The organism is Pseudarthrobacter sp. TE9888, assembly GCF_056279345.1.
On record NZ_JBWBRD010000002.1, the window covers coordinates 3,530,994 to 3,557,009 of the forward strand.

Genomic DNA, 26,016 nt, shown 5'->3' on the forward strand with positions numbered 1-26,016 from the left:
ACGCAATTTCCCCTTTTGTGAATCACTATTCCGGCGCGGTGACTTAATCTGCTCGAATGGGCCCGCGAGCAATCAATTGCGCATATTGCGGGGCAGGGGAAGTGCTTGCGGCGCGGTATGATATTCGGAGGCCAACGCCGGGCGCGCATCCTTATTGCCGCCCGGAGTTTCCCGGCTGTTGCACGCACCTTGCGCTTTTCCATCCCTGAGTGCCGTGCCCGGGTCCGGGCCGCACGACCGGAGCTGCCCTGCAGCCTCAACTGCCACACAGAACGGGTGACTGCCACCGTGAGCACAACAGATACGCCGCTGAACGCATCCCGGGCCTCCGGCATCGGGTTTGCCCGTAAGGCCAAGGCGTATCTCGCCCTCACCAAGCCTCGCGTGATCGAACTGCTCCTGGTCAGCACGCTTCCCACCATGATTTACGCCGAGCGGGGCTTCCCTTCCATTGGGCTGATCCTTGCCACCCTGGTAGGCGGCGCCTTCGCCGCCGGCAGTGCGGGGGCATTCAACTGCTACATCGACCGGGACATCGACAAGCTGATGCACCGGACGGAAAACCGGCCGCTCGTCACGGGTGAGGTCACCCCGCGGGAAGCATTGGTCTTCTCCTGGCTGCTGGGTGCGGCGGCCATCGTGATCCTCTGGTTTGGCGCCAACCCGCTTTCGGCGTGGCTGGGTCTGGGGGCAATCTTCTTCTACGTCGTCATCTACACCATGATCCTCAAGCGCCGCACGGCGCAGAATATCGTGTGGGGAGGCGCCGCAGGCTGCTTCCCGGTGCTGATTGCATGGGCCGCCGTAACCAACTCCGTCGAATGGCCCGCCGTCATCCTGTTCATGGTGATTTTCCTCTGGACGCCTCCGCACTACTGGCCCCTGTCGATGCGCTACGGCGAGGACTACCGGAACGCCAACGTCCCAATGCTCGGCGCCATTGCCGGCGCCAAGGTGGTGTCCGTCCAGGTGGTGTTGTACGCCTGGGCCATGGTGGCCTCATCCCTGCTGATGATCCCGGCGGGCGGGGCCGGCTGGGTATACACGGCAACTGCGGTCATCGCGGGCGCCTGGTTCCTCTACGAGTCCCATGCACTGTACTCCCGCGCCCACCGGGAGGATATTTCCGACAAGCGCGCCATGAAGGTATTCCACGGTTCCATCAGCTACTTGACGCTGCTCTTCATCGCCCTCGCGGTGGACCCGTTCGTCGGGAGCGCGGTCATGCCCGGCTAGCCGGTACCACTCGGGCCCAAGGCGGCCTCCGCTTAGCAGCGGGGGCCGCCGTTCCGGTTTAAGTCCGGCTTCCAGCGCATATGACAGTTTTGTCATATGCATCACTTTCACTGTCATTGCCAGTGACGGGCTGCTTACGGTGGAGCGGACCCTTTCCGCGACCTAAGGAAACTCCATGGAAGCCCGTCCCTCCGCCGTCCGTACCCCAAGCCACAGCCCGCCGGGAGGTGGCGGAGGCAGCCGCCGCTTCCGGTTCCGCGCTGCGTTCCTCTCCCACCTTGGTGCCGACGTACCGGCGTCCCTGGTGGTGTTCCTCGTTGCACTTCCGCTGTCGCTGGGGATCGCAGCGGCGTCCGGCGCGCCGATCATGGCCGGCCTGATTGCGGCCGCCATTGGTGGGATCGTGGCCGGAAGCCTCGGGGGTTCACCCCTCCAGGTGAGCGGACCGGCGGCCGGGCTCACCGTCGTCGTGGCCGGCCTGGTCCAGGACTTCGGCTGGCAGGTGACCTGCGCCATCACCGCGGCCGCCGGCGTCGTCCAGCTCCTGTTGGGCTTCAGTCGGGTAGGCAGGGCAGCCCTGGCCGTATCGCCGGTAGTGGTCAAGGCCATGCTCGCCGGCATCGGTGTCACCATCATCCTGCAGCAGCTGCATGTGATCCTTGGGTCCCGGCCTGCCGGATCTGCGCTTGAGAACCTTGCCGGACTGCCGGCGGCCATCACCAGCCTCGAACTGCACGCGGCCCTGCTGGGGCTGGCCGTCGTGGCCATCCTGCTGTGCTGGAAGTTCCTGCCGGCGGCCATCCAGCGGGTCCCCGGCCCCCTGGCCGCCGTCGCAGCGGGCACCGCACTGGCCGTCGCGTTGGCGCCCGGGGTTGAACGAATCTCATTGGACGGGTCCATCGTCGACGCCATCGCCCTGCCGCAGCTCCCTGACGGAAACTGGCGCGCCTTCGCTTTCGCCGTCATGACCATGGCGCTGATCGCCAGTATTGAGTCCCTCTTATCCGCGGTTGCCGTGGACAAGATGCAAACCGGCCCACGGACCAAGCTCAACCGGGAGCTTATCGGCCAGGGCACGGCAAACATCCTCTCCGGCTCGCTGGGCGGCCTTCCCGTCACGGGCGTGATCGTGCGCAGCGCCACCAATGTGGAAGCGGGCGCCGCCACCCGCCTGTCCGCGGTGCTCCATGGCGTGTGGGTCCTCGCCTTCTCGGCGCTCTTCGCGGGCCTGATCCAGCTGATCCCGCTGGCCGTCCTGGCCGGCCTGCTGGTGGTGATCGGTGCCCGCCTGATCAAGGTGGCGGACATCCGCACCAGCCTGCGGACCGGTGACCTTCCGATCTATGCCGCAACCCTGGTCTGCGTGGTGTTCCTGAACCTGCTCGAGGGCGTCATGATCGGCCTCGCCCTCGCCGCCGCCAACGTGCTCTGGCGTGTCCTGCGGGCCCAGATCCATGCCCACCCGCCGGCCGCCCCGTCGTCGCCCTGGCGCGTGACCATCGCCGGTTCCTGCAGCTTCTTCGCGCTGCCAAGGCTCAACCCTGTCCTTGCGGTTGTACCGGCCGGCAAGGAAGTAGTGGTGGAGCTGAACGCAGACTACATTGACCACCCGTTCCGCGAAGCGCTGCTTGCCTGGCAACTGCAGCACCAGTCGACCGGCGGCGCGGTGAGCATTGAAGAGCACGGCAACACCGTCTTCCAGGATGCGGGACACCAGGCGCCCAGGCGTGAAAATGCCACCGAGTTGCCGCTTCCGCCGCGGAAGGAACCCCTGCTGGTGGGGGTCAACAAATACCACCGCCGGTTTGCCCACCAGGTCTGTCCGCTGGTTCATGACCTGACCGACGGCCAGAATCCTGACAGCCTGTTCGTCGCCTGCGTCGATTCCCGCGTCAACCCGAACCTGATCACCAGCAGCGGCCCCGGCGACCTGCTCACGCTGCGGAACATCGGCAACGTGGTGGGCAGCCACGGGCAGGAGGCCTCGATTGACTCGGCCCTGTCCTTTGCCCTCAACGGCCTGCGGGTGCAGTCCCTGGTCATTTGCGGGCACTCCAACTGCGGCGCCATGAAGGCGCTGCTTGCGGAAGCCGACGGCGGAGACAACGGTTCGCTGGGCCCGGCGTTCACGTCATGGCTGGACCATGCCCGGCCCAGCTATGCGGCACTGCTGGCAGGGCACCCGGTGGGCCGGCAGGCCGCAGCAGCGGGCTACGGCACCCTGGACCAGCTCTCCATGGTCAACGTGGCCGTGCAGTTGGCAAAGCTCCAGGACCATCCGGTGGCAGGGCCTGCGCTGGCCGATGGAACGGTCCAGGCCACGGGACTCTTCTATGACATTGCCACGGCCCGGGTACTGCGGGTCTCCGCGGACGGCATCGAGAACCTGGATCCTGCCTTCGACGCCGCCACCAAGGGCAGCGCCGTCGCGGCCGGCCGCTGACCTGCGGCCTTAAGACGTGAAGGCGCCCCGGTCCTGGACTGGACCGGGGCGCCTGGCGCGGCTTGGGCTATTTCAGCGTGCTGGACCGGGCGATGTCCCAGGCGTTCGTCGATGCTGCCATGAGCAGGGCCGCGCCGAGCATGTGGGCCGCCACCAGCAACGCGGGAATGCCGTTGTAGTACTGCGTGAAACCGATGATGGCCTGGAGGACGGTGACTCCCAGGAGCATCAGGACCGCCGTCCGGAAGGGGCCAGTGATGCGCCGCCGGATGACCAGCACCAGCGCCACCACCGTTCCCGCGGTAACCAGGTAGGCCGGTACGGCGTGGATGTGGGAGAACAGGTCCCAGTCAAGGTCATTGCGGGGAGCATCGGCGTCACCCGCGTGCGGACCCGCACCCGTGACCACCACGCCGAGCATCACGGCCACTGCGGAGAAGAGCGCGACGGCGGCCGTCACCGGGCGCAGCACGGGCGGCAGTTGGGCGGGTCGGCCTGCGGGGAAGCGGCCGGTCCGGCCGAAGGCGCGGTTCACCAGCAGGGTGGAGAACACCACCAGGGCCATCGACACCAGGAAGTGCAGGCCCACCACCCACGGATTGAGGTTGGTAAGCACGGTGACGCCGCCGATGACGGCCTGGGCCGGGATGCTGGCGAGCAGTCCGAGGGCCAGCAGGAAGAGGTCCTTGCGTTCCTTGCGCAGGTTCCACAAGTAGACCAGCATGAGCGCGGCCACGGCGGCCAGCGCGAAGGTCAGGAGCCGGTTGCCGAACTCGATGAAGCCGTGGATGCCCATCTCGGGAGTGTTCATGATCGAGTCCGAGGTGCAGCGGGGCCAGGTGGGGCAGCCAAGGCCTGACGCCGTCAGGCGGACGGCCCCGCCCGTGACAACCAGGAGCGTCTGGCCGATCAGGGAGGCAACGGCGAGGCGCCGGATGCGGGCGTCCACCGTGCGGGGGAGCCGCGACGCCAGGCGGCCGGCAATCTGGGGGAGGCGTGAAGCCGTGGTCACGATTATCTCAATTCCACTTGAACCAACGGATGGCTGCGGCTCCGGCAATGACGGTCCAAAGCAGCAGGATCAGGGCGGCGCCGCCGTTCACGGCCCCGCCCAGAAAAGCGGCGCGCATCGATTCCCCGAGGGCGCCGGAAGGCAGGAAATGGACAACGGCCTGCGCCGCGGCGGGCAGTCTTTCCGCCGGAATGACGATGCCGCCCATGGCTCCGAGCAGGATCCACAACAGATTGGTGATCGCCAACGTCGCTTCCGGCCGGACAGTTCCGGCCACCAGCAGCCCCAGCGCGGTGAATGCCGCCGCGCCCAGCGCAAGCAGCGCAAGGCCGGGGAGCCAGGCCGACGCCGTCGGCTGCCAGCCCAGCGCCAGGGCAACCAGCCCCACCACCACCACCTGGAGGCACAGGACGGCCAGGACCGAGAGGACCTTGCCGGCGATCAGGCCGCCGCGGCCCAGGGGCGTCGTGGACAGGAACCGGAGCACCCCGTAGCGGCGGTCGAAGCCGGTGCCGATGCCCTGGCCGGTGAAAGCCGTGGACATGGCGCACAGGGCGAGGATCCCCGGAACGGCAACGTTGATGCGGCTGGAGCCCATACCGTCCAGGAAGGGCGTCACCGTCAGGCCGACCAGTGCCAGCAGCGGCAACACCACGGCCAGGATCAGCTGCTCGCCGTTCCGCAGCATGGTCAGTGCCTCGTATTTGCCTTGCAGGAGGACGCGGCGCAGCAGGGACGCGGGCTGCTGCGTCTCCCGGATCGCTGCGGTGCTCATCGGATTTCCTTTCCTGAGATGTCCAGAAAGACGTCTTCAAGGCTACGCGCCTGGAGGCTCATCGATGCCGGCATGATGCCCTTTGCTTCCCACCACTGGGCCAGGGCGGAGAGGTGGCCAGGTGTGAGGGCACCGGTGACGGCGTAGCTGCCGGCGCGGGATTCGGAGACATCGACGTCGTCCGGGAGCACCGCAGCCAGGTCCAGCCCGGCGGGTGCCTCGAACACCAGGGTCCGGACATGCTCGTCGGCCTGGTCCGCCACCGGGCTGCGCTGCAGGAGCTCTTGGACGGTGCCTTCGGCGACGTTGCGGCCGCCGTCAATGATGTACACGTAGTCCGCAAGGCGCTGGGCGTCGTCCATGAGGTGGGTGGTCAGGATGATTCCCATGCCGCCGTCACGCAGCTCGGCGATCAGGTCGAACACCAGCTGCCGGGACTGCGGGTCAAGGCCGGCGCTGGGTTCATCCAGGAAGAGGACTTCGGGCCTGCCGATCAAGGCTGCGGCCAGTGCCAGGCGCTGCTTCTGGCCCCCGGAAAGCCGGCGGACGCTGGTCCGGCTGAAGGTATCGATCCCCAGCCTGCCCACCAGGTCTTCGAGTGGCCAGGGGCGGGCGTACAGGCCGGCGATATGCCGCAACAACGGGATGGGCCGTGCCGACGGCGGGAGCCCGCCGTCCTGCAGCATCACGCCAACGCGGGAGCGCAGGTCAGCGCCTGCGGTGGCCGGGTCCTGGTCCAGCAGGGAGATACTGCCGCCGGTACGTTTCTGCAGGCCCTGGGCGCATTCCAGCGTGGTGGTCTTGCCGGCTCCGTTTGCGCCCAGCAGCGCGGTGACCTGCCCGCGCTCGGCGATGAGGGAGACGCCACTGACAACCCTGAGCATCTTTCCGTCCAGGCTGGAAAGGGGGCCTACGTCCTTGATGAGCCCATGGATGGACAGGACGGGGGACTGGGGGGATCGCACCACAGTATTCTACGGGATGTAGTATTCAGTGCCGTCCGGCCCGCTCGGGCGGAGCCCCTGGAAACTGCCTGGGAGTCATTTTCCGTACGGAGCCAAGGTCAGCCTGCCCTTACTGGAGTGCGGGACTAAATTACGACATGATTGTGTTGTGTATTCCATGACCAACGCTACCGCTGTGCCTGTGGCCGGGCCGGGACCCGCTCCGTCCGGTCCTGTAGCAGACGCTGACGAGCGCACCCGGGACCGGGTCCTCGCTGCCGTCCTGGAACACGGGCCTGTCAGCGCCGCCGAACTGGGAGACATGCTCGGGTTCACCCCGGCCGCTGTACGGCGCCACCTGGACCACCTCTCCAGGGCCGGAGTCATCGAGGTCAAGCGCCTCGCCAAGCCGGGAGCCGGCGCCGGTCGCCCCGCACGACGTTACGTCCTCAGCTCCCAGGGCCAGTCCAGCCTGGGCAACGACTACCTGGACATTGCAGCCCTTGCACTCCAACAGCTGCAAAAGGTGGCCGGTCCCGACGCCGTACGGGCATTCGCCGAAGAACGGTTCGCTGACATGGAACGGCGCTATGCCCCGGAAATAGAGCAGGCCGGACCGGACATCAGGGACCGCGCCACCGCACTGTCAGCCGCGCTGAGCCGCGACAACTTCGTGGCCTCCGCCGCCTCCATCGAGGCAAAGGCACCCCTGCCCGCGGCGCTCTCCAGCGTCCAGCTCTGCCAGGGCCACTGCCCCATCCAGCAGCTCGCCGCCCGCTTCCCGGTGTTCTGCGACGTCGAAACCGAAGTCTTCTCAAGGCTGGTGGGAGTGGACGTACGCCGGCTCTCCACCCTGGCCCGTGGTGGCCACGTCTGCACCACCCACATTCCCACAGGCAGGCTGTCTGCCAGGCCGGCCACCGCGCCGGCGGCAGCCCCCGCCCGCCTGGACGAAGTAACCAACCATCAGCAAGAAAGGCCGTGATGACGGACCAACTATCAGAGAAAGCAGTAGCCGAAAACACTGTGATCTCGGAGATTCTGGAAAAGAATCCCGAGCTCCACGGCATCGGCAACTACGAGTACGGCTGGGCCGACAAGAACGACGTCGGCGCCAATGCACGGCGTGGTCTCGATGAAGAGGTAGTCCGGGACATTTCGGCCAAGAAGAGCGAACCGGAATGGATGCTGGACCTCCGCCTCAAGGGCCTGAAGTACTTCGACCGCAAGCCCATGCCCACCTGGGGTGCAGACCTCTCCGGCATCGACTTCGACAACATCAAGTACTTTGTCCGCTCCACCGAGAAGCAGGCTGCCACCTGGGAAGACCTCCCGGAGGACATCCGGAACACGTACGAGAAGCTGGGCATCCCGGAAGCCGAGCGCAGCCGCCTGGTTTCCGGTGTTGCCGCCCAGTACGAGTCCGAGGTTGTGTACCACCAGATCCGCGAGGACCTCGAGGCACAGGGCGTGATCTTCCTGGACACCGACACCGCGCTGAAGGAGCACCCGGAGATCTTCCAGGAGTACTTCGGCACGGTCATCCCGGTGGGCGACAACAAGTTCGCCTCGCTGAACACCTCGGTGTGGTCCGGCGGTTCCTTCGTGTATGTGCCCAAGGGCGTCCACGTGGACATCCCGCTGCAGGCGTACTTCCGCATCAACACCGAAAACATGGGGCAGTTCGAGCGGACCCTGATCATCGCCGATGAGGACTCCTACGTCCACTACATCGAAGGCTGCACGGCGCCGATCTACACCTCGGACTCCCTGCACTCCGCCGTGGTGGAAATCATCGTCAAGAAGGGCGCCCGCGTCCGGTACACCACCATCCAGAACTGGTCGAACAACGTCTACAACCTGGTGACCAAGCGCGCCGTCTGCGAAGCAGGCGCCACCATGGAATGGGTTGATGGCAACATCGGCTCCAAGGTCACCATGAAGTACCCGGCCGTCTACCTCGTGGGTGAGGGCGCCAAGGGCGAAACCCTCTCGATCGCGTTTGCCGGCGAAGGCCAGCACCAGGACACCGGCTCCAAGATGGTCCACATCGCGCCGAACACCAAGAGCTCCATCGTCTCCAAGTCGGTGGCCCGTGGCGGCGGCCGTGCAGCCTACCGCGGCCTGGTCCAGATCCGTGAAGGAGCCAAGCACTCCGCCAACACAGTGCGCTGCGACGCCCTCCTGGTGGACACCATTTCCCGGTCGGACACCTACCCGTACATCGACATCCGCGAGGACGACGTCCAGCTGGGACATGAGGCCACCGTTTCCCGCGTCAGCGAGGAGCAGCTGTTCTACCTCATGTCCCGCGGCATGCGCGAGGACGAGGCCATGGCCATGATCGTGCGCGGCTTCATTGAGCCGATCGCCCGCGAACTGCCCATGGAATACGCCCTTGAGCTGAACCGCCTCATCGAACTCCAGATGGAAGGATCCGTCGGTTAATGACTGCCGAAGCAACTACCGAAAAGGCGCGCATCGGCGCTCCTTCGATTGCCGGTTTCACCGAGGAAGGCGAGCACCTCGTCGCCTCCAAGGTGGACCGCCACCACAGCCACGGCACACAGGTCATGGCCTCCCGCGCCGAGCGGCTCACCAGCCATGACGTGGCCGACTTCGCCCTGCCCAACGGCCGGGAAGAGGAATGGCGGTTCACCCCGGTCCGTGAGATGGCCAACCTCCTGTCCGACGCCCCGTCCGAGGACGGTGCCCTGGGCGTTTCAGTAGAAGCGCCCGCAACAGTGGTGCAGCGGACCCTCCGCGCAGGCGAGGCCCCCCGCGGTGCCACCCTGGTGCCGGCCGACCGTGCCGCCGTCGTGGCTTCCGCCAACGCCGTGGAAGCCCGGCTCATCTCCATCCCGGAGAACGCCGAGCTGGACGTTCCGGTTCGACTGGTCCTGACCGGCAACGGCGCGGGCCGCCGCACCAACTCCCATGTCGTGATCGAAGCCGGAGCCAACAGCCGCTCCGTCGTGATCATCGAGCACGACGGCACCGCAGACCACAACGGCAACGTCGAGGTCCTGGTCCGCGAAGGCGCCCACCTCACCGTCGTTTCCGTGCAGCTGTGGGAAGACGACGCCAAGCACCTGGCGCAGCATGACGCCGAGGTCGCCAAGGACGCCGTGTACAAGCACATCGCCGTCACGCTTGGCGGCAAGATCGTCCGCCTGAACTCCAACGTCCGGTTCGCCGGGGAAGGAGCCGAGGCTGAGCTCCTCGGCCTCTACTTCGCCGATGCCGGCCAGCACCTGGAGCACCGTTCGTTCGTGGACCACAACGTAGCCAACTGCAAGTCCAACGTCTTGTACAAGGGCGCGCTGCAGGGCAAGGGTGCGCACACGGTCTGGGTAGGCGACGTGCTGATCCAAAAGCAGGCCGAAGGCACCGACTCCTACGAGAAGAACCAGAACCTGGTCCTGACCGACGGCTGCCGCGCGGACTCCGTGCCCAACCTCGAAATCGAGACCGGCCTGATTCAGGGTGCCGGCCACGCGAGCTCCACCGGCCGCTTCGACGACGAGCACCTGTTCTACCTGATGGCCCGCGGCATCCCCGAAGATGTTGCCCGCCGGCTGGTGGTCCGCGGCTTCCTGAACGAGATCATCCAGCAGATCAAGGTCCCGGCCCTCGAAGAGCGCCTGACCGAGGCTGTGGAACGCGAACTCACGGCAATCGACTACTAGATACAGGCAGGCAGGAACGTATGAGCGGCAAACCCAAGGGTGAGCTGGTGTGCAGCGCCAATGACATCAAGGTCAAGCAGGCGCTGCGCATCCTGGTGGACGGCCATCCAGTAGCCGTGGTCCGGGACTCGATGGGGGACATCCACGCCATCGGTGACACCTGCTCACATGCGGACATCTCCCTGTCGGAGGGCGACGTGGAAGGCTGCGCCATCGAGTGCTGGGGACACGGCTCCCAGTTCGACCTGCGCAGCGGCCAGCCGCTCCAGCTCCCCGCCTACGATCCCGTGCCGGTGTTCGCCGTCGAACTCGACGGCGACGACGTCTACGTGGACGTCACCAACGTTTTGAACGGCGCAGCAGTAAACAATTACTGAGCGCCCGCAGCACCAGACTTACGAGCGAAAAGAAAGAAGAGCATGTCAACTCTTGAGATCAAGGACCTGCACGTCAGCATTGACACGGAGCAGGGCACCAAGGAGATCCTGAAGGGCGTCAGCCTGACCATCAGGACCGGCGAGACGCACGCCATTATGGGCCCCAACGGCTCGGGCAAGTCCACCCTTGCCTCCACGATTGCAGGGCACCCCCGCTACACCGTCACCAGCGGCACCGTCACCCTGGACGGCGAAGACGTACTGGCCATGAGCGTTGACGAGCGCGCCCGCGCCGGCGTGTTCCTGGCAATGCAGTACCCGGTAGAGGTTCCGGGCGTCACTATGACCAACTTCCTGCGCACCGCCAAGACCGCAATTGACGGCGAAGCACCCAAGCTGCGTACCTGGACCAAGGACGTCAAGGACGCCATGGAGAAGCTGCGCATCGATGCCGACTTCGCCCAGCGCAACGTCAACGAAGGCTTCTCCGGCGGCGAGAAGAAGCGGGTGGAGATCCTCCAGCTGGAGCTCTTCAAACCCAAGTTCGCCGTGCTGGACGAGACCGACTCCGGCCTGGACGTCGACGCGCTGAAGATCGTCTCCGAGGGCGTCAACCGCGCACACTCCGAGGGCAACATGGGCACGCTGCTCATCACCCACTACACGCGTATCCTGCGCTACATCAAGCCTGAATTCGTCCACGTGTTCGTGGACGGCCAGGTTGTCGAGGAGGGCGGCCCCGAGCTGGCCGACCGTCTCGAGGAAGAAGGCTACGACCGTTACGCAAAGGGCGCCGGCGCAGCTACCATCGCGGCCGAGGCCGCAGTACAGGCCTAGTTAGGACTTGTCATGACCGAAATCAAGCCGGGCCGCACGGCCCTGGAGGACGTCGAAGAGGCGCTCAAGGACGTCATCGATCCTGAGCTTGGCGTGAACGTGGTGGACCTCGGGCTGCTGTACGGCCTGAAGTACTCCGATGAGGACGGCGCGCTCCTGATCGATATGACCCTCACCACCGCCGCCTGCCCGCTCACCGACGTGCTCGAGGAGCAGGTGGGCCAGGCCCTGGACGGCGTCGTGGACGACTGGCGCCTGAACTGGGTATGGATGCCGCCATGGGGCCCCGAGCGGATCACCGATGACGGCAAGGACCAGATGCGGGCCCTCGGCTTCAACATCTAAGTCCCCACCGCTTTAAGTACGACGACGGCCGGTCACCTTCTCAGCGAAGGTGACCGGCCGTCGTCGTCGGTTCGTCGATTGCTCCGTAACTGCCGTTTTGGGGTGCCAAAAAGGCCGCTACGGAGCAATCGATAGGGCTAGAGGGTTGCGGCGCTGAACGTGTCGCACTGGTTGATGTCGCCGGACTGGTAGCCCCGCGAGAACCAGCGCTGGCGTTCCTCGCTGGAGCCGTGCGTCCAGCCTTCGGGGGAGACACGGCCCGTGGCGGCCTTCTGGATGCGGTCGTCACCCACCGACGCGGCGGCGGACAATGCGTCGTTCACATCCTGCGGGGTGAGGGGCTCCAAGTACGGCTGCCCTGTGGCCGGGTCCGGGGTGGTGGACGCGTACTTGGCCCACAGCCCTGCGTAGCAGTCAGCCTGCAGTTCGGTCCGCACGGAACCGGACTCCGGACCCTGCGGATCCTGCTGCGCCCGCTTCAGGTCACCGAGCAGGTTCTGGACGTGGTGGCCGAACTCGTGTGCCACCACGTACTCCTGCGCCAGGGGGCCGCCGGAGGACCCAAAGCGGTCCACGAGTTCCTGGAAGAACCCGGGATCGAAGTACGCCGTGGTGTCCGTTGGGCAGTAGAACGGGCCCACCTCTGAGGTCGCGGCACCGCATGCGGTGTTGGTGCCGCCGCTGAAGATGACCGCCTCCGGCCGGGGGTACTGCACCTTGTATTGCTTCAGGTAACCGGGCCAGAACGCATTAAGGCTGTTGACGGTGCCCGTAATCCTGCAGTCCAGGCGGGCGTCTGCGTCCGCGCCGGTGCTGCACGCAGGTGCGGTGCCCTGGGACTGTCCCGTCGAGCCGCCGTCCACCAGTCCGCCGAGCATGTTGGGGTTGATTCCCAGGAGGATGGCAACGAGCAGGACCAGGCCGCCGCCGATGCCGCCGCCGACTTTCACGCCGGTGCCCATGCCCCGGCGGTCCTGGACCTGGGAGGGATCAAGCTGCACGTTGTCATTGAAACTCATAACGTCACATTACCCGCGGGCCGGGCGCTCAATCTGCCCTGCCGGTAAAGTTGGTCCGTGCCTTTCCTCGACAAGCTCCAGCGCTGGGCCGGGCAGCGGCCGCACGACACCGCCGTCGTGATCGCCGGACGCCGCCTTGACTGGGAGCAGCTGCGGGACGCCGCGGCAGAAAAGGTGGCCGGCACCAAATCCGTCACGGCACTCACTGAGCCCAATTCCGTGGACTTTGCCGTGAATTTCGCAGCCGCCGTGGCAGGCGGCCGGCAATGCGCCGTCCTGGATCCGGCGTGGCCCGTGGGCCTGCAGGAGGACATTGTCCGGCGGGTGGAGGCGTGCGCCGACCCCGCACCGGTGTCTCCGGACGACGGGCTGGCCGACGGGCCGGCGGCATCCACCTTCCTGGTCGGCCTCACCTCCGGAACCACGGCTGTGCCCAAAGCGTTCACCCGCTCCCGGCGGTCCTGGCAGCAATCCTTCGACGCGTCGATCGAGTTTTTTGGGCTCCGGCAGGATGACGTGACCCTGGCGCCCGGTCCGCTGGCCGCCAGCCTGAACCTCTACGCCCTGGCCGAGTGCCTGTACGCCGGTTCGGAGTTCCAGACGCTGGAGACGTTCGACGTCGGCGACGTCCACGCGGCCATCACCCACGACCGCGTCACCCGGCTGGTCCTGGTGCCCACCATGCTGCGGATGCTCAGCGAGCGCGGCATGACCGGTTGCGTCGATGCCTCCGGCGTGCGGACCATCATCTGCGCCGGTTCGAAGCTTGACGCCCGCACCCTTGAAGCTGCCCGCCGCTGGGCGCCGAATGCCACTATCTACGAGTACTACGGCGCCTCTGAACTGAGTTTCGTCTCCGGACTGGGACTGGCGCCCGGCCAGGCTGCCACCGCCGGCGGCACCGGAATTGGCCGGCCGTTTCCCGGGGTCGACGTCCGGATCCTGGATGACGACGGCGCACCGGTCCCCGTCGGCGGCTACGGCAACATCTGCGTCCGCAGCGGCATGGTAAGCAACGGCTACCTGTGGGGCGACGACGGCGAAGCGCTGCGGTGCTTCGGCGACTGGTACACGGTGGGCGACCAGGGCTACCTGGCGGACGGCGGGCTGCACATCCTAGGCCGCCGCGCCGACATGATCCTCACCGCGGGACGGAACGTCTACCCGCATGAGGTGGAGCTGGCGCTGGCGGCGGTCCCCGGGGTCTCGGCAGCTGTTGCTGCCGGGATGCCGGATGATTTGCGCGGCCAGCGCGTGGTGGCCGGCGTGGTGCCGTCCCACGGTGGAATCAGCGCCACCCAACTGCGGGCGGGCCTGGAGGATATCCTGTCGCGGCACAAGCGGCCGTTGCAGTACTACCTGCTCCAGGAATTGCCCACCACGGACCGCGGCAAGGTCAGCCGGGACCTCCTGCTGGAGTGGATCAATGCCCGCGATCCCAGGGTGCGTGCCCTTGGCGCCTGACGTCCAGCCGCCGGACCTCCTGCCGCCCGAACGGCAGCCGGTCATCATCGCCGCGAGACGGACCCCGGTCTGCCCCGTCAACGGTGGCCTGCGGAGCCTGCGCGCCCACGAACTCCTGGCTCCGGTCCTCCGGGAACTGGTCGCTGCGGTGGCGCTTGACCCCGCGTCCGTCACCGACGTTGTTATCGGGAACGCCGTGGGCGGGGGCGGGAACGTTGCACGGCTTGCCCTGCTGGAAGCGGGACTGCCGGCCGGCGTGCCGGGAATCACCGTTGACCGGCAGTGCGGTTCAGGCCTGGATGCAATCGTCCTTGCCGCACAACTGGTGGCGGCCGGCGGCGGACCGCTTTACCTGGCAGGGGGAGTGGAAAGCACCAGTACCGCGCCCCTGCGGGCCCACAGGACGGACGACGGCGGCCCCGAGTTCTACCGCCGCGCCCAGTTTGTGCCGGACAGCTTCGGGGACCCGGACATGGGAGTGGCCGCGGAAACGGTGGCCCACGAGTACGGTGTTTCCCGGGAACGCCAGGATGACTTCGCGCTGGCCAGCCACCGGAAAGCCCTCGCTGCCATCCGGGACGGCCGCTTCACGGACGAACTCGTGCCGCTGGAGACGCCTGCGGGGACCGTCTCGTCGGACGGCGGCCCACGGGCCGGCCTGACCCCTGCTGTCATGGCACGGTTCCCGGCCGCCTTCGTGCCGGGAGGAACCGTTACCGCCGGAAACTCCTGCTTTGACGCGGACGCGGCCTCCGCCGTCGTCGTAACGTCCTTGGCGCGGGCGCGCCAACTGGGGGTGCCTGATGGCCTGCTGGTGCGCGGCACCGGAACCGCCGGGGTGGCTCCGCAGGTGCTCGGGATGGGCGCTGTTCCGGCTGCCAATGGCGTGTTGGCCGCCGCAGGCGTGAAAGCCGGCGAGCTGGACCTGGTGGAATTCAACGAGGCGTTCGCCTCGCAGACCCTCGCGTGCCTCGATGAGTTGGGGATCGATCCGGGCCGGGTCAACCTCGATGGCGGGGCGCTGGCGCTGGGGCACGCCTACGGTGCGTCGGGTGCCGTGCTGGTGACCCGGCTGCTGGCCCAGGCGCGGCGGGCGGACACCGAGGGCGCCCTGGGGCTGGCCATGATCAGCATGGCCGGTGGAATGGGCACGGCGGCGCTCCTGGAGTACCGGCGGCTGTAACGCCGCCTGGCGTCCGGGCCGGTCAGTCTTCCGCTTCGCCCAAGCCGCGGGCGGCCAGCGCCTCACCTGTTTGGCGGGCGTAGGCCACGGACGTGATGAAGACCGGCAGGACCAGCGCACGGGGGTTGCGCTCCAGTCCCCGGGCCTTGGCGGAGTCGCGCACGTCAGCGAAGGTGCCCGCGATGAAGGGAATGCTGCGGAACATGATGCCGATGGTCAGGGCGAAGCGTTCGGGATCGGCGCCAAACCTTTTGAAGGGGCGCGCCAGGTGGACCACGCCGTCCAGGAGCCGCTGGATCGGCGTGGTGGCGGTGAGCAGGGATGCCGCCACGACGCAGACCAGGATGTTCAGCACGATCCGGCCCGCTGTGGGTCCGCCAAGCTGCCACCACTGGAAGAGACCAATGAGCAGGAGCACGGGGGCCAGTGGGCGGACGGCGTGCCACAGCCGCTTGGCCCCCGCGCCCGTGGCGAGGAACAGGCCGCAGAGCAGGGCCAGGATCACCCCGGAGATGCGCCAGTCCACGATGAGGAAGGAAAGCAGGCCACAGCCGATGACCAGGAGGAACTTGAGCGCCAGCGGTGCCCGGTGTACCAGTGAGGTCCCGGGCACGTAGTTGGCCAGGAGGAAGCCGTGGCCCCTCATGTGGAATCCCGCCTTGTGGCGTCAAGGCCCTGGAGGCACCATGCGCGGTAGGCTGCCACGGCGTCCGCCGGGGCGCCGTCGAAGGCCACGCGGCCCTGGTCGATGACCAGGACCCGGTCCATGTCCAAGGCCAGGTCAAGGTCGTGGGTGGACATAATGATTTGCTGGTCCAAGTGCGCCAGCGTCCTGCGGAGCAGCTCGCGGTTGCGCAGGTCCAGGAGGGTGGAGGGCTCGTCCAGCACCAGCACCCGGGGGTTCACTGCCAGCACGGCGGCGAGCGCCATCAGCTGCCGCTCACCGCCGGACAGTTCATAGATGCTTTGGTCCGCCAGGTGCAGCAGGCCCAGGCGTTCGAGGGCTTTGTCTGCCAGCCGCTGACGCTCCGCACCGTTCTTTGTTGAGCGGCGCAGGGACAATTCCACGTCTTCCCGGCCGGTGGGCATCACCAGCTGGGACAGGGGATCCGTGAAGACGAACCCCACGTTGCGCCTGACCTTCCGGACGGCACCCACTGTGTCGTCGCCGTCGACCGTGACGGTGCCGCTGGAGGGCTGGATGAGTCCGTTGATCAGGCGCAGCAGCGTGGATTTGCCCGATCCGTTGGCGCCGATGACGCCCACCCGGGCTTCGTCCAGCCTGAGGCTCACCGCGTCCAGCAGGACCTTGGGCTGCGGGGAGTTCTCGCTTTCGACGGCGACACCCACCTGGTCAAACGTTACTGCCGGCATGCATTATCCCTGGGCGCTTTGGGCGGGCTGGGTGCGGCGGCGGACGCGGCGGACCAGGACGTCCGGGAAGGCCCGGTGGAGGGCGACGGCGACGGCGGCGGCAAGGAGGTTCTTGATGATGTCCCCCGGATAGAATATGAGGTCGCCGAGGAAGGCCTGCTCCAGGGTGGCCTTGGAGTTCAGGGCAATTCCCAGGACGCCCAGCGTGTGCACGAAGATCACGCTCGTGACCGTTGCGGCCAGGAAGAACCACAGGGCGCGGGCCTTCGTGGTGCGCAGGATGACCACCGTGGCCAGCCAACCCACCACCGCGGCGGCGATGGGGAAGGCGATGATGTAGCCGGCCGAGGGCCCGGCAAGGATGGCCAGGCCGCTGCGGCCCTGGCTGAAGACAGGCAGACCAGCGAGGCCCACGAGGGTGTAAAGCCCGACGGCGGCAAATCCGCGGGCGGGACCCAGCACCAGGCCGGTGAGCATCACGGCCAGGGTCTGGAAGGTGATGGGGACGCCGAAGCCGTTCAGGGCCAGCCCGGGCACCAGTGCGGCGCCGGCCACGAGGGCGGCGAAGACGGCAATCAGGCCAAGGTCGGTCCCGTTCCAGCGGCTGCGGCCGGTTTGGCCGGATTGCGTGGTGTTGGTATCAGTGCTGCTCATGGCGGTCCTGTCGGGGTTGTACAAGCGGAATCTAATGTACAGCCGACGCTACCGGGGCGGAACGGTGACCATTTTGTAGGGGTCCTACTAAGGTAGGGTGTGGGTGCTTTCGGGTAGGCACAAAGGGGGCCGCGCCGCGTTTATCCGTCCGTTGTGACGGAGCTCAGCACGGCCTGGAAGCCTGGACTGACGTGCACCGTGAGTGTGCCGTCGTCGCGCACATAGGTAAGTTGCTCGTAGCCCGTGCCGTTCCACCAGTAGACGTGCGGGCTCACCGACCCGGCCGCATCCGCGTAGCCCAGCATGGTGAAGCGGGCCATTCCGTTAAGCACAGGGATGACGGTGGCATCCTCAATGATGTGCCAGACAACTTGGTGCCTGTTCGGGAGGCTCATCAGCCACCCAAAGTCTTTTACAGTGCGCTGGCCCGTGAGGTCCCTGGCCAAACCGGGCAGAAGCAGGGCGCGGCTTGCGGTGTAGACAGATTCACCCAGGAGCGCACTGAAGGTGCCCCCTCCGGGTACTGGAAGGGTTTCGAGTTGTTCGGTTTCCAGGCTGCGGAGGTTTTCAAGGCCCTGTCCCTGGAGGGCTTCCCAACCACCAAACCTTTTCGCGTTGTCATGGTTGAAGACCGCAACGGTATCTGGAAGGTCGAGGGCGAGCATCTCGACGATGCCTGGTGCGAACTCCCTGTGCGGGTAGCTGTCCATACGCGGGATGCCGGCCTCATCGTAGAGGCGGCCGAAGGTCCGGCTCTGTACGTCCTGAGGGGACAGGAGGCTAAATGGATCGGGGGCCTCAAAGCTCGCCAATACGCGTTGAAGGTGGTCGGCGATCAAGCCGCGCCACGCGGACTGGGGCTGCTGATGGCAAATGGCCCCGATGTTCCAGAAGCCGAATTCACGTCCGGAATCGTCGACGGCATGGCCAGGGTGGATCTGGACTTCGAGACCCGACCCGGCGAAGACTTCGCGGGCGATGACCCGGAACTCGTTGGCCTTGGACTGCGTGAAAAATGTCAGGGCGGAGTCGGGCGTCTCCACCTCCGGGGATTTCCTCTTGAAGATACCCACCATTACTCCCTCTCTGGGTCCGGGACGGGTCGAAAGGGCCAGTCTAAGGATCGTCGGGATTTCCAGCGCGCTCCGGCGGGGAATCTTGGTCTGTACAGCGACTACGGACCCGGGGGACACTGGCGCCATGCGTAAGCTGACCTTTGCCATGAACGTGAGCGTCGATGGCTACATCGCCGCACCCGGCGACGACCTTGGCTGGAGCGTGCCGGGTGACGAGCTGTTCCAGTGGTGGTCCGACCGGGTGGCGGCGACGGGCCTGGCGCTGTACGGGCGCAGGCTCTGGGAGACCATGAGCCCGCACTGGCCCACCGCCGACCAGCAGCCTGGCGCGACCCCGGCGGAGATCGAGTTCGCACAACGCTGGCGGGACATGCCGAAGGTGGTGTTCTCCTCGACCCTCAGCACCGTCGACTGGAATGCCCGCCTGGTCACCGGCGACGCGATCACCGAGATCACCCGTCTCAAGGGCGAAGACGGCGCCCCGATGGATATAGGGGGAGCCACGCTCGCCGCAGCGGCCATGCGGGCCGGGTTGATCGACGAGTACGTGACCGTCACCCATCCGGTCCTGGTGGGCGGCGGCAAACCCTTCTTCACCGCCCTGGACAACTGGGTGAACCTGGCCTTGGCGGACACACGGGTATTTCCCAATGGCGTAGTCATGGCGAGGTACCAGACCAGGCTCTGAGTTCCCGCGATTAACCAGCAGGGCCGCAACCCATTGATGCCGGAAGCACCCTTACAGCAGTCCACCTTCCAGACGCCTGGTAGCAGCACGTTCCACAAGCATGGGCACCAGGGTCCGCACGGGCCCGGCGTTGAAGGCCGAGTATTCTTCGCAGACGGCGTCCTCGACGTCTCTCCGGGAACAGCAGGGAAACTTGCCCGCAAGCGTGTTGATGACGGATATCAGCGCACGTTGTTCCTCGCCGCGGTCCATGCCCACCTCTTCTTCGAAGCCGATCTTTGCTAGTCCATCGAGTATTAAGGACGTCGAGAGAAATGTCCAGTGACGCGGTGCGGCACATTGCTGACTTCAAAAAGAGGGCAGTCCTCGACCGGGGCAATCCGGCTTGGTACCGTGTGGCCCATGCCGATCAAACTAGAGAATGTAGGCATCGCGGTCCGCGACCTGGAAGCCGCCATCGCTTTCTTCACCGACCTCGGGCTCACTGTGCTGGGCCGGCAGACCGTGAGCGGGGAATGGGCTGATACCGCCGTCGGCCTGGACGGCAACCACGCCAGGATCGCCATGCTCCAGACCCCGGACGGAGCCGGCCGCCTCGAACTGTTCGAATACATCCACCCCGACGCGATCGAGACCGAGCCCACCCTGCCCAACGAGATCGGAATGCACCGCGTTGCCTTCTCCGTCGACGACATCGGTCAGGCCCTGGAGATCACCGCAAGGCACGGCTGCCACCCCCTGCGCGGCGTGGCAACCTATGGGGACGCCTACAAGCTCAGCTACGTCCGGGGACCAAGCGGCATCATCGTGATGCTGGCCGAGGACCTGACAAAGCGCTGAGCCCGCTGGCGGGCTGCAATATACTCCGAACATGCCCATCACGCACCCAGCCCTCAATGCTCAACGCCCTGACCTCAAGACCCTCGGGGGCCGTCTGTGAGCGGCGGCCTCGTAGCCCTTCTGGATGACGTGGCGGCCCTGGCCCGCATCGCGGCAGCATCGGTGGATGACGTAGCAGCCGGTGCCGCCAAGGCAGGTGCAAAGGCGGCCGGCGTCGTCATCGACGACGCCGCGGTCACCCCGCAGTACGTCTCAGGTGCGGACCCGTCCCGTGAACTGCCGATGATCAAGAAAATCTTCTGGGGCTCCATCCGCAACAAGCTCCTGATCATCCTGCCCGCCCTGCTGCTCATCAGCGCCTTCATCCCCTGGATCATTCCGTTCATTCTCATGCTCGGCGGCACCTACCTCTGCTACGAGGGGGCCGAGAAGGTCTGGCACAAGCTCCGCGGAGGCCATCACGAGGAGGACGAAGCTCCGGCGGTGGAACGCGGGCACGATGCCGAGGCCAAGGTAGTCAAGGGCGCCATCACCACCGACTTCATCCTGTCCTGCGAGATCATGGTCATCTCCATGAACGAGGTGGCCACGGAGTCCATCTGGGTCCGCGCATTCATCCTGGTCCTGGTGGCGTTCGCCATCACGGTGCTCGTCTACGGGGCCGTCGCACTCATCGTCAAGATGGATGACATCGGCGTGCACCTGGCGGGCAAGGAGTCTCCCCGCTCCAAGCGCCTCGGGAGGTTGCTGGTCACCGGAATGCCGGCCGTGCTGGCTACCATCACGTTCGTGGGAACCATTGCCATGCTCTGGGTCGGCGGCCACATCATGCTGCAGGGCGCGCACGACCTCGGCTGGCACGCACCCTATGACCTGGTCCATGCGATTGAGCACCCGGTGGCCGGCGTTGCCGTCGTCGGTGGTCTCCTGGCCTGGCTCGTCGACACCCTCTGCTCAACCGTCGTCGGGCTCGCCTGGGGCCTCATTGTCCTCACGGTGGTGAACCCGCTTCTGAAGGTGCTGCCGTTCGGCAAGGCAAAAGGCGGCCACAGCGAGCCTGCCGCGCCCGCCACGAACAGTGGGGCCGACGAACACCAGGCCTGACGGCTGCCGTATCCGTTGCGCGTTTCAGAACGCGTAACGGATACGGCAATACGGCGTGATCTTTTGGATGAGTGCGCTCAACTGCGCAACATAGCCGGCCTTTGCCCCGGCCCGGTAGCGTACGTTGTTGAACCCGTTGGAGGATGTCTTCGACTCCTGCAGGCCGGGACGCCACAGGACCTTCTCGGCCTGCGGGTGCCAGCCCAGGTTGACTTCGTGCAGCTGCTCGTTGTGGGTCAGGAAGATGACCTCCGCCGCGAGCTGGGCCTTGGCTGCCCGGGTCAATGTCGCGTCGAGCCGGCGGAGAAGTTCTTCCCAGTCGGCCAGCCAGGTGTCGGTGATGATGACGGGGGAGAAGTTCACGTGCACTTCGTAGCCGGCGTCGACGAAGTCATTAATCGCTGCCATCCTTTCCGCCACGGGCGAGGTCCGGACGTCAATGGACCTGGCCAGATCCGCCGGCATCAGGGAGAAGCGGATCCGGGTGTGGCCGCCATGGTCCCACGCCAGCATCCCCCGATTGACGAACTTGGTGGCGAAGGACAGCTTGGCGTTGGGCAGTTCGCGGAAGAGTCCCACAAGCTCCTGGACGTTGTCGCTGAGAAGCGCGTCCACCGAGCAGTCGCTGTTCTCGCCGATGTCGTACACCCACAGTTCCGGGTCGCACTGGTTGGGCTCCAGTTTTAGCCCTTGGCGGGTGGCGTGCCGCTCAAGGGCCGCAGCGATCTGGTCGATATTGGCGAACACCGTAATTGGATTGCTGTAACCCTTGTGCCGCGGAACGTAGCAGTACGCGCACGCCATCGCGCAGCCGTTCGCCGTGGAAGGCGCAATGAAATCCGCCGAGCGGCCATTCGGTTTGACGGTCAACGACTTTTTGACCCCCAGCACCAGCGCTTCCGTTTTGATCCGGGACCAGCGCGGCACGTTGGTTTCGTCACCATGCAGGTCCGGTATGTTCCAGTGGCTGTCCACCAGTACGACGTCGGCTCCTGGCCAGCGCGCGACAATCTCCCGGCCACGTGGCAGCTCCAGGGCGGCCGGCTGCGCGTAGATACGCCGGATCTGCAGCAGCCGATCAAATTCCATGACCCCATTCTGCTTGAACCTTTGCGGCGCAACCCGCAGTTAAGCCCATGGCCCATCGCCGGGCTGTGGAGTTTCTGCTGTTGAAACTGGCCTGGTCCGCCGGACGGTAGACTGAAGTGTGCCGTTTTCCGGCCACTCTGCCCCAGCGTCCCTTCGCACACAATGCGCGGACCGTGGCGTTCCCTGTTGTGAAAGGCCTTACCTGCTGTGATTACTGTCCAGGATCTTGAACTGCGCGCCGGTGCCCGGCTCCTCATGGACCAGGTGAGCTTCCGCATCGATAAAGGGGACAAGATCGGCCTTGTGGGCCGCAACGGTGCTGGCAAGACCACATTGACCCGCGTCCTCGCGGGCGAAGGGCTCCCAGCCGCCGGCAAGGTGACCCGCAGCGGCGAAATCGGCTACCTGCCCCAGGATCCGAGGACCCCCGACATGGAGCAACTGGCGCGGGACCGCATCCTCTCCGCCCGCGGCCTGGACGTCGTCGTCGGTAAACTGCGCAAGGCGCATGACGAAATGGCGAGCGATGACGCAGACGTCCAGCGCAAGGCCATGAACCGCTACGACCGGCTGGAGTCCGAGTTCCTCGCCGCCGGCGGCTACGCGGCCGAGGCCGAGGCGGCGTCGATCTGTTCCAACCTTGCCCTGCCTGACCGGTTGCTGAACCAGCCGCTCAAGACGCTCTCCGGTGGACAGCGGCGCCGCGTGGAGCTGGCCCGCATCCTGTACTCGGATGCCGAAACCATGCTCCTGGACGAACCGACCAACCACCTCGACGCCGATTCCATCGCCTGGCTGCGTGACTTCCTGAAGAACCACCAAGGCGGCCTGATCGTGATCAGCCACGACACCGACCTGCTTGCAGCCACCGTCAACAAGGTGTTCCTGCTGGACGCAAACCGCGCCCAGATCGACTTCTACAACATGGACTGGAAGCGCTACCTCCTCCAGCGCGAGACTGACGAGCGGGCCCGGAAGCGTGAACGGGCCAACGCCGAAAAGAAGGCGCAGGTCCTCATGGACCAGGCCAACAAGATGCGGGCCAAGGCCACCAAGGCCGTCGCCGCGCAGAACATGGCCAAACGCGCCGAGCGGCTGCTCAGCGGACTGGAAGCTGTCCGTGAGCAGGACCGCGTGGCAGCCCTGCGGTTCCCGGACCCGTCACCCTGCGGCAAGACCCCGCTTACTGCGGACGGGCTCAGCAAGTCCTACGGGTCGCTGGAGATTTTCACGGACGTGGACCTGGCCATCGACCGCGGCTCCAAGGTGGTCATCCTGGGCCTCAACGGTGCCGGCAAGACCACCCTGCTGCGCATGCTCGCCGGCGTGGATGCCCCCGACACCGGCGAGGTCATTCCCGGCCACGGCCTGAAGGTGGGCTACTACGCCCAGGAACACGAGACCCTGGACCACAACCGCACGGTACTGGAAAACATGCGCTCATCCGCGCCGGACATGAAGGACGCCGAGGTCCGCGGCATCCTGGGCTCATTCCTGTTCTCCGGCGACGATGTAGACAAGCCCGCAGGCGTACTCTCCGGCGGTGAGAAGACACGCCTGGCCCTGGCCACCATCGTGGCCTCAAGCGCCAATGTGCTCCTCCTCGACGAGCCCACCAACAACCTCGACCCCGCCAGCCGCGCGGAAATCCTCGGCGCGCTCCGGAACTACACCGGCGCCGTCGTCCTGGTCAGCCACGACGAAGGTGCTGTCGAGGCGCTGAACCCCGAACGGGTCGTCATGCTTCCGGACGGCGTGGAAGACCTCTGGAACGAGGACTACCTGGACCTGATCACCCTGGCCTAGCTGTCCTGAGAGTGAGGGCTGCGTTCGCACCCCCGGCCGCGTGAGCCTCCGGGTGAGTTCAAGACACCTCACTTCCTGCCCCACGCAGTCGTGGCAGCTGATGAGGTTGTTACTCAGCACGCAAGGCCTTGACCACTCGCAGGCCGCGTGGTTCCACTATCGTTGCCGGGTTCGGCTGGTCAGGTCGGGGTGACCCCTCTGGCGTTCGCGCTGGCTTGCCTGGCACGAGCGCAGCAGCGTGGGTGATTTACGTAGCGTGCGTCAAGGCGACGAACGAGCCAGCACGCGGGAAATCACGCACGTTGCGAAGCGGACGGAAGAACCGCAACTGGCTAAGGGACCGCCGTCGCGCTTCTCCACGTCCTAGTACCCCTGCGCGTCCAGGAGGGCGTCTTCTTCTTCCTCTGCCGTCGCCTTCTTCCGTTTGCGCGGCGGTGCGGGCTGGCGGCGGGCCGCAGGGACAGCGGAGTGGACCGCCCCGTCCAGGACCGTCTCGTCCTGGTCCTCGGCGTCGATGGCTGCGTTACGTGCCTGCTGCCGCGCCGCGTAGCCGAAGCCTACGAACATCAGAACCCCGAATGCGAACCACTGCAGCGAGTAGGACAAGTGCGTCCCCTCGTCAGTGGACGGCTTGGGGAAGGCAACCGGCGTATCCGCCGGCGCCGGCGTCTCCGAGGCCAGCTGGCCGTAGGCGCCCGTGAAGATCGGATAACCCAGCTGCGCGGAGTAGGTGGGAAGGTCGATGGATGCCAGCTGCCCCTCGGGCGCCCCGCGCTGCAGCTCCGGCTCACCATGCTTCAAACGGACGACGGCGGTCACGTCACCGGAGGGCGGGACGGGAACGGAGTCAGGGCTGCCTGGATTCTTGTTGCCGATGGGCAGCCAGCCGCGGTCGATGACCACCGTTTCCCCATTGGCGAGACGGAACGGGACCACCACCTCGTACCCGGGCTGCCCGTTGAGCGGCCGGTTGCGGACAATCCGCTGGCCGGCGGCGTCGTAGGAGCCCTTCAGCTCCACCTGGGTCCACTCTTTGGCGGGGTCAAGCTGGGTGAACTGGTCCCGTGCCTGGGCAAAGGGAATGGGAGCGGCCGAGTAGTTGCTCACGACGCGGTTGATCTCGGCCAGGGTCTCGGCGCGACGGTCCATCTGCCAGCGGCCAAGGAACACGCACGCGGTGGCAAAGACCGCGGCCAGCAGGAGATAGCCCAGCCACTTGCTGGAAAAGAGGAAACGGTACATTCAGATGTCCTGCTCCAGTGAGGCTTCCCCGGGGGCGTCGAGCGGGAGGGTTTCCTTCCAGAGGCCACGCGTCTGCAGGTAGTCCTCCAGCCAGTCCCGGTGGTCGGCGCAGGCCAGCCAGGTCTTGCGGCGCTCGGGGGCATGGATTTTCGGGTTGTTCCAGAGAAGCTGCCAGGATGCCTGGGCCCTGCATGCCTTCCGTGAGCAAACGGCGCCGGCCTCCGAGGCCAGGTCCGATCCTGCCGCGAAATCGAAAATACTCATGATGCCTGCCGCTCCTCCCCGTGCTCCGGGTCCTCGTCCTTCACCAGCTCGCCCTGCAGGACGGCGCTTCCCGGTTCGTCGTCCTCCACCGGGGCTGCAGGGCTTTCCAGCTCGGCCAGCGGCGCGGAGTCCAGCAGCAGGTCACTGGGCGTCTCGGCTTTGTCGCTGCCGTTGGCGATGATCACGGCGATCCAGGGCAGGAACACAGCCCCCGCCACCGCAATGATCTTCAACCAGCCATCCACCACGAATATCAGGATCAGGCACACCATGCGGATGCCCATGGCCAGGGCATACTTGATCATCCGCTGGCGCATATCCTCCGAATGCGCGCCGGCGGCGTCAGTGATGCTGTGGACTTCGCTGTCGCCGGAGAACCGGCCCGGTTCTTCGGGCGCGGAGTGTCCCGCATGGTTTTCAAGGGTCACGGTGAATGATCACGCTCCAAAGGCTTCCCTTAATTCTCGCACCATCGGCAGTGCTGCCCAAACCCGCCGGGAGCCTGCAGCTAAGATCGGAGGCAGCCCAAACCACACCCCGCTACCGCGGCGCAGC

Annotated in this window: 27 protein-coding genes; 14 read left to right on the plus strand and 13 right to left on the minus strand. The window is 66.2% G+C overall.

Annotated elements, in window-relative coordinates; translation table 11 throughout:
* The first annotated feature begins 276 nt into the window (after positions 1–276).
* Both ACZ9J7_RS16815 and ACZ9J7_RS16820 read left to right on the plus strand, forming a co-directional pair.
* Entirely contained in the window at positions 277–1,236 is a 960-nt protein-coding gene (locus ACZ9J7_RS16815) for a heme o synthase (RefSeq protein ID WP_476210999.1), read from the plus strand.
* 175 nt (positions 1,237–1,411) lie between these two features.
* Positions 1,412–3,679 carry a SulP family inorganic anion transporter gene (locus ACZ9J7_RS16820; protein ID WP_476211000.1) on the plus strand — a complete coding sequence of 756 codons (2,268 nt, stop codon included), beginning with the start codon at positions 1,412–1,414 and terminating at the stop codon, positions 3,677–3,679.
* A 67-nt stretch (positions 3,680–3,746) separates the two neighbouring features.
* On the opposite strand, the gene ACZ9J7_RS16825 is transcribed toward ACZ9J7_RS16820, so the two are convergent.
* The 3 genes from ACZ9J7_RS16825 to ACZ9J7_RS16835 are packed head-to-tail and all read right to left on the minus strand — an operon-like array spanning position 3,747 to position 6,431.
* On the minus strand, positions 3,747–4,691 hold the full coding sequence (locus tag ACZ9J7_RS16825; protein ID WP_476211001.1) for a COX15/CtaA family protein: 945 nt from the start codon (positions 4,689–4,691) through the stop codon (positions 3,747–3,749).
* A 7-nt stretch (positions 4,692–4,698) separates the two neighbouring features.
* Positions 4,699–5,466 carry an ABC transporter permease gene (locus tag ACZ9J7_RS16830; protein WP_476211003.1) on the minus strand — a complete coding sequence of 256 codons (768 nt, stop codon included), beginning with the start codon at positions 5,464–5,466 and terminating at the stop codon, positions 4,699–4,701.
* Complete coding sequence (locus ACZ9J7_RS16835) at positions 5,463–6,431, minus strand: ABC transporter ATP-binding protein (RefSeq protein ID WP_476211005.1); 969 nt, start codon at positions 6,429–6,431, stop codon at positions 5,463–5,465. The genes ACZ9J7_RS16830 and ACZ9J7_RS16835 overlap by 4 nt, the downstream gene beginning before the upstream one ends.
* Before the next feature lie 157 nt (positions 6,432–6,588).
* Here ACZ9J7_RS16835 and ACZ9J7_RS16840 point away from each other — a divergent pair, with 157 nt between their 5' ends.
* The 6 genes from ACZ9J7_RS16840 to ACZ9J7_RS16865 are packed head-to-tail and all read left to right on the plus strand — an operon-like array spanning position 6,589 to position 11,658.
* Positions 6,589–7,395: a helix-turn-helix transcriptional regulator gene (locus tag ACZ9J7_RS16840; RefSeq protein ID WP_476211007.1), complete on the plus strand. Its 807-nt coding sequence runs from the start codon at positions 6,589–6,591 to the stop codon at positions 7,393–7,395.
* The gene (gene sufB / locus ACZ9J7_RS16845; RefSeq protein WP_476211008.1) at positions 7,395–8,858 is read left to right on the plus strand and encodes a Fe-S cluster assembly protein SufB; all 1,464 of its coding nucleotides are present in this window, start codon (positions 7,395–7,397) and stop codon (positions 8,856–8,858) included. The genes ACZ9J7_RS16840 and sufB overlap by 1 nt, the downstream gene beginning before the upstream one ends.
* Positions 8,858–10,099: a Fe-S cluster assembly protein SufD gene (gene sufD, locus ACZ9J7_RS16850; protein WP_476211010.1), complete on the plus strand. Its 1,242-nt coding sequence runs from the start codon at positions 8,858–8,860 to the stop codon at positions 10,097–10,099. Before sufB ends, sufD begins: the two co-directional genes overlap by 1 nt.
* A gap of 20 nt (positions 10,100–10,119) precedes the next feature.
* On the plus strand, positions 10,120–10,476 hold the full coding sequence (locus ACZ9J7_RS16855; RefSeq protein ID WP_476211012.1) for a non-heme iron oxygenase ferredoxin subunit: 357 nt from the start codon (positions 10,120–10,122) through the stop codon (positions 10,474–10,476).
* A gap of 42 nt (positions 10,477–10,518) precedes the next feature.
* Entirely contained in the window at positions 10,519–11,313 is a 795-nt protein-coding gene (gene sufC, locus ACZ9J7_RS16860; RefSeq protein ID WP_476211014.1) for a Fe-S cluster assembly ATPase SufC, read from the plus strand.
* A 12-nt stretch (positions 11,314–11,325) separates the two neighbouring features.
* Positions 11,326–11,658 carry a metal-sulfur cluster assembly factor gene (locus ACZ9J7_RS16865; RefSeq protein ID WP_110543073.1) on the plus strand — a complete coding sequence of 111 codons (333 nt, stop codon included), beginning with the start codon at positions 11,326–11,328 and terminating at the stop codon, positions 11,656–11,658.
* A 137-nt stretch (positions 11,659–11,795) separates the two neighbouring features.
* Here the strand turns inward: ACZ9J7_RS16865 and ypfJ are convergent, their stop codons facing one another.
* Entirely contained in the window at positions 11,796–12,677 is an 882-nt protein-coding gene (gene ypfJ / locus ACZ9J7_RS16870) for a KPN_02809 family neutral zinc metallopeptidase (RefSeq protein WP_476211017.1), read from the minus strand.
* 57 nt (positions 12,678–12,734) lie between these two features.
* Here ypfJ and ACZ9J7_RS16875 point away from each other — a divergent pair, with 57 nt between their 5' ends.
* Both ACZ9J7_RS16875 and ACZ9J7_RS16880 read left to right on the plus strand, forming a co-directional pair.
* Entirely contained in the window at positions 12,735–14,141 is a 1,407-nt protein-coding gene (locus tag ACZ9J7_RS16875; RefSeq protein ID WP_476211019.1) for a class I adenylate-forming enzyme family protein, read from the plus strand.
* Positions 14,104–15,324: a thiolase family protein gene (locus ACZ9J7_RS16880; protein WP_476211021.1), complete on the plus strand. Its 1,221-nt coding sequence runs from the start codon at positions 14,104–14,106 to the stop codon at positions 15,322–15,324. Before ACZ9J7_RS16875 ends, ACZ9J7_RS16880 begins: the two co-directional genes overlap by 38 nt.
* 22 nt (positions 15,325–15,346) lie before the next feature.
* On the opposite strand, the gene ACZ9J7_RS16885 is transcribed toward ACZ9J7_RS16880, so the two are convergent.
* The 4 genes from ACZ9J7_RS16885 to ACZ9J7_RS16900 all read right to left on the minus strand — a co-directional run bounded on the left by ACZ9J7_RS16885 (position 15,347) and on the right by ACZ9J7_RS16900 (position 18,425).
* The gene (locus ACZ9J7_RS16885; RefSeq protein ID WP_476211023.1) at positions 15,347–15,970 is read right to left on the minus strand and encodes an energy-coupling factor transporter transmembrane component T family protein; all 624 of its coding nucleotides are present in this window, start codon (positions 15,968–15,970) and stop codon (positions 15,347–15,349) included.
* Complete coding sequence (locus ACZ9J7_RS16890; protein WP_476211025.1) at positions 15,967–16,698, minus strand: energy-coupling factor ABC transporter ATP-binding protein; 732 nt, start codon at positions 16,696–16,698, stop codon at positions 15,967–15,969. The genes ACZ9J7_RS16885 and ACZ9J7_RS16890 overlap by 4 nt, the downstream gene beginning before the upstream one ends.
* 3 nt (positions 16,699–16,701) lie before the next feature.
* On the minus strand, positions 16,702–17,352 hold the full coding sequence (locus ACZ9J7_RS16895) for a biotin transporter BioY (protein WP_476211027.1): 651 nt from the start codon (positions 17,350–17,352) through the stop codon (positions 16,702–16,704).
* Between the two features lie 140 nt (positions 17,353–17,492).
* Positions 17,493–18,425 carry a hypothetical protein gene (locus ACZ9J7_RS16900; protein ID WP_476211029.1) on the minus strand — a complete coding sequence of 311 codons (933 nt, stop codon included), beginning with the start codon at positions 18,423–18,425 and terminating at the stop codon, positions 17,493–17,495.
* 127 nt (positions 18,426–18,552) lie between these two features.
* Between ACZ9J7_RS16900 and ACZ9J7_RS16905 the strand changes: the two genes are divergently transcribed.
* On the plus strand, positions 18,553–19,116 hold the full coding sequence (locus ACZ9J7_RS16905; protein WP_476211031.1) for a dihydrofolate reductase family protein: 564 nt from the start codon (positions 18,553–18,555) through the stop codon (positions 19,114–19,116).
* 51 nt (positions 19,117–19,167) lie between these two features.
* Here the strand turns inward: ACZ9J7_RS16905 and ACZ9J7_RS16910 are convergent, their stop codons facing one another.
* Positions 19,168–19,368, minus strand: a complete 201-nt coding sequence (locus ACZ9J7_RS16910) for a three-helix bundle dimerization domain-containing protein (protein WP_476211032.1) — start codon at positions 19,366–19,368, stop codon at positions 19,168–19,170.
* 150 nt (positions 19,369–19,518) lie between these two features.
* Here ACZ9J7_RS16910 and ACZ9J7_RS16915 point away from each other — a divergent pair, with 150 nt between their 5' ends.
* Positions 19,519–19,956: a VOC family protein gene (locus ACZ9J7_RS16915; protein ID WP_476211033.1), complete on the plus strand. Its 438-nt coding sequence runs from the start codon at positions 19,519–19,521 to the stop codon at positions 19,954–19,956.
* A 96-nt stretch (positions 19,957–20,052) separates the two neighbouring features.
* Positions 20,053–21,060 carry a DUF808 domain-containing protein gene (locus tag ACZ9J7_RS16920; protein WP_476211034.1) on the plus strand — a complete coding sequence of 336 codons (1,008 nt, stop codon included), beginning with the start codon at positions 20,053–20,055 and terminating at the stop codon, positions 21,058–21,060.
* A gap of 24 nt (positions 21,061–21,084) precedes the next feature.
* Here ACZ9J7_RS16920 and ACZ9J7_RS16925 read toward each other — a convergent pair whose 3' ends face one another.
* Positions 21,085–22,149, minus strand: coding sequence for a spore photoproduct lyase family protein (locus tag ACZ9J7_RS16925; protein ID WP_476211036.1), 1,065 nt, complete (start codon positions 22,147–22,149; stop codon positions 21,085–21,087).
* Between the two features lie 207 nt (positions 22,150–22,356).
* Here ACZ9J7_RS16925 and ACZ9J7_RS16930 point away from each other — a divergent pair, with 207 nt between their 5' ends.
* The gene (locus ACZ9J7_RS16930; protein WP_476211038.1) at positions 22,357–23,955 is read left to right on the plus strand and encodes an ABC-F family ATP-binding cassette domain-containing protein; all 1,599 of its coding nucleotides are present in this window, start codon (positions 22,357–22,359) and stop codon (positions 23,953–23,955) included.
* A gap of 363 nt (positions 23,956–24,318) precedes the next feature.
* On the opposite strand, the gene ACZ9J7_RS16935 is transcribed toward ACZ9J7_RS16930, so the two are convergent.
* The 3 genes from ACZ9J7_RS16935 to ACZ9J7_RS16945 are packed head-to-tail and all read right to left on the minus strand — an operon-like array spanning position 24,319 to position 25,889.
* Positions 24,319–25,197, minus strand: a complete 879-nt coding sequence (locus tag ACZ9J7_RS16935) for an SURF1 family cytochrome oxidase biogenesis protein (RefSeq protein WP_476211040.1) — start codon at positions 25,195–25,197, stop codon at positions 24,319–24,321.
* Complete coding sequence (locus tag ACZ9J7_RS16940; RefSeq protein WP_476211042.1) at positions 25,198–25,461, minus strand: hypothetical protein; 264 nt, start codon at positions 25,459–25,461, stop codon at positions 25,198–25,200.
* Complete coding sequence (locus ACZ9J7_RS16945; RefSeq protein WP_476211043.1) at positions 25,458–25,889, minus strand: DUF3099 domain-containing protein; 432 nt, start codon at positions 25,887–25,889, stop codon at positions 25,458–25,460. The genes ACZ9J7_RS16940 and ACZ9J7_RS16945 overlap by 4 nt, the downstream gene beginning before the upstream one ends.
* Positions 25,890–26,016 lie beyond the last annotated feature (127 nt).

Coding starts and splice junctions, on each gene's coding strand:
- ACZ9J7_RS16820 (WP_476211000.1), top strand. CDS start 1,412: ATGGAAGCCCGTCCCTCCGCCGTCCGTACCCCAAGCCACAGCCCGCCG.
- ACZ9J7_RS16830 (WP_476211003.1), bottom strand. CDS start 5,466: ATGAGCACCGCAGCGATCCGGGAGACGCAGCAGCCCGCGTCCCTGCTG.
- ACZ9J7_RS16840 (WP_476211007.1), top strand. CDS start 6,589: ATGACCAACGCTACCGCTGTGCCTGTGGCCGGGCCGGGACCCGCTCCG.
- sufB (WP_476211008.1), top strand. CDS start 7,395: ATGACGGACCAACTATCAGAGAAAGCAGTAGCCGAAAACACTGTGATC.
- sufD (WP_476211010.1), top strand. CDS start 8,858: ATGACTGCCGAAGCAACTACCGAAAAGGCGCGCATCGGCGCTCCTTCG.
- ACZ9J7_RS16855 (WP_476211012.1), top strand. CDS start 10,120: ATGAGCGGCAAACCCAAGGGTGAGCTGGTGTGCAGCGCCAATGACATC.
- sufC (WP_476211014.1), top strand. CDS start 10,519: ATGTCAACTCTTGAGATCAAGGACCTGCACGTCAGCATTGACACGGAG.
- ACZ9J7_RS16865 (WP_110543073.1), top strand. CDS start 11,326: ATGACCGAAATCAAGCCGGGCCGCACGGCCCTGGAGGACGTCGAAGAG.
- ypfJ (WP_476211017.1), bottom strand. CDS start 12,677: ATGAGTTTCAATGACAACGTGCAGCTTGATCCCTCCCAGGTCCAGGAC.
- ACZ9J7_RS16880 (WP_476211021.1), top strand. CDS start 14,104: ATGCCCGCGATCCCAGGGTGCGTGCCCTTGGCGCCTGACGTCCAGCCG.
- ACZ9J7_RS16885 (WP_476211023.1), bottom strand. CDS start 15,970: ATGAGGGGCCACGGCTTCCTCCTGGCCAACTACGTGCCCGGGACCTCA.
- ACZ9J7_RS16890 (WP_476211025.1), bottom strand. CDS start 16,698: ATGCCGGCAGTAACGTTTGACCAGGTGGGTGTCGCCGTCGAAAGCGAG.
- ACZ9J7_RS16895 (WP_476211027.1), bottom strand. CDS start 17,352: ATGAGCAGCACTGATACCAACACCACGCAATCCGGCCAAACCGGCCGC.
- ACZ9J7_RS16905 (WP_476211031.1), top strand. CDS start 18,553: ATGCGTAAGCTGACCTTTGCCATGAACGTGAGCGTCGATGGCTACATC.
- ACZ9J7_RS16910 (WP_476211032.1), bottom strand. CDS start 19,368: ATGGACCGCGGCGAGGAACAACGTGCGCTGATATCCGTCATCAACACG.
- ACZ9J7_RS16915 (WP_476211033.1), top strand. CDS start 19,519: ATGCCGATCAAACTAGAGAATGTAGGCATCGCGGTCCGCGACCTGGAA.
- ACZ9J7_RS16925 (WP_476211036.1), bottom strand. CDS start 22,149: ATGGAATTTGATCGGCTGCTGCAGATCCGGCGTATCTACGCGCAGCCG.
- ACZ9J7_RS16935 (WP_476211040.1), bottom strand. CDS start 25,197: ATGTACCGTTTCCTCTTTTCCAGCAAGTGGCTGGGCTATCTCCTGCTG.
- ACZ9J7_RS16940 (WP_476211042.1), bottom strand. CDS start 25,461: ATGAGTATTTTCGATTTCGCGGCAGGATCGGACCTGGCCTCGGAGGCC.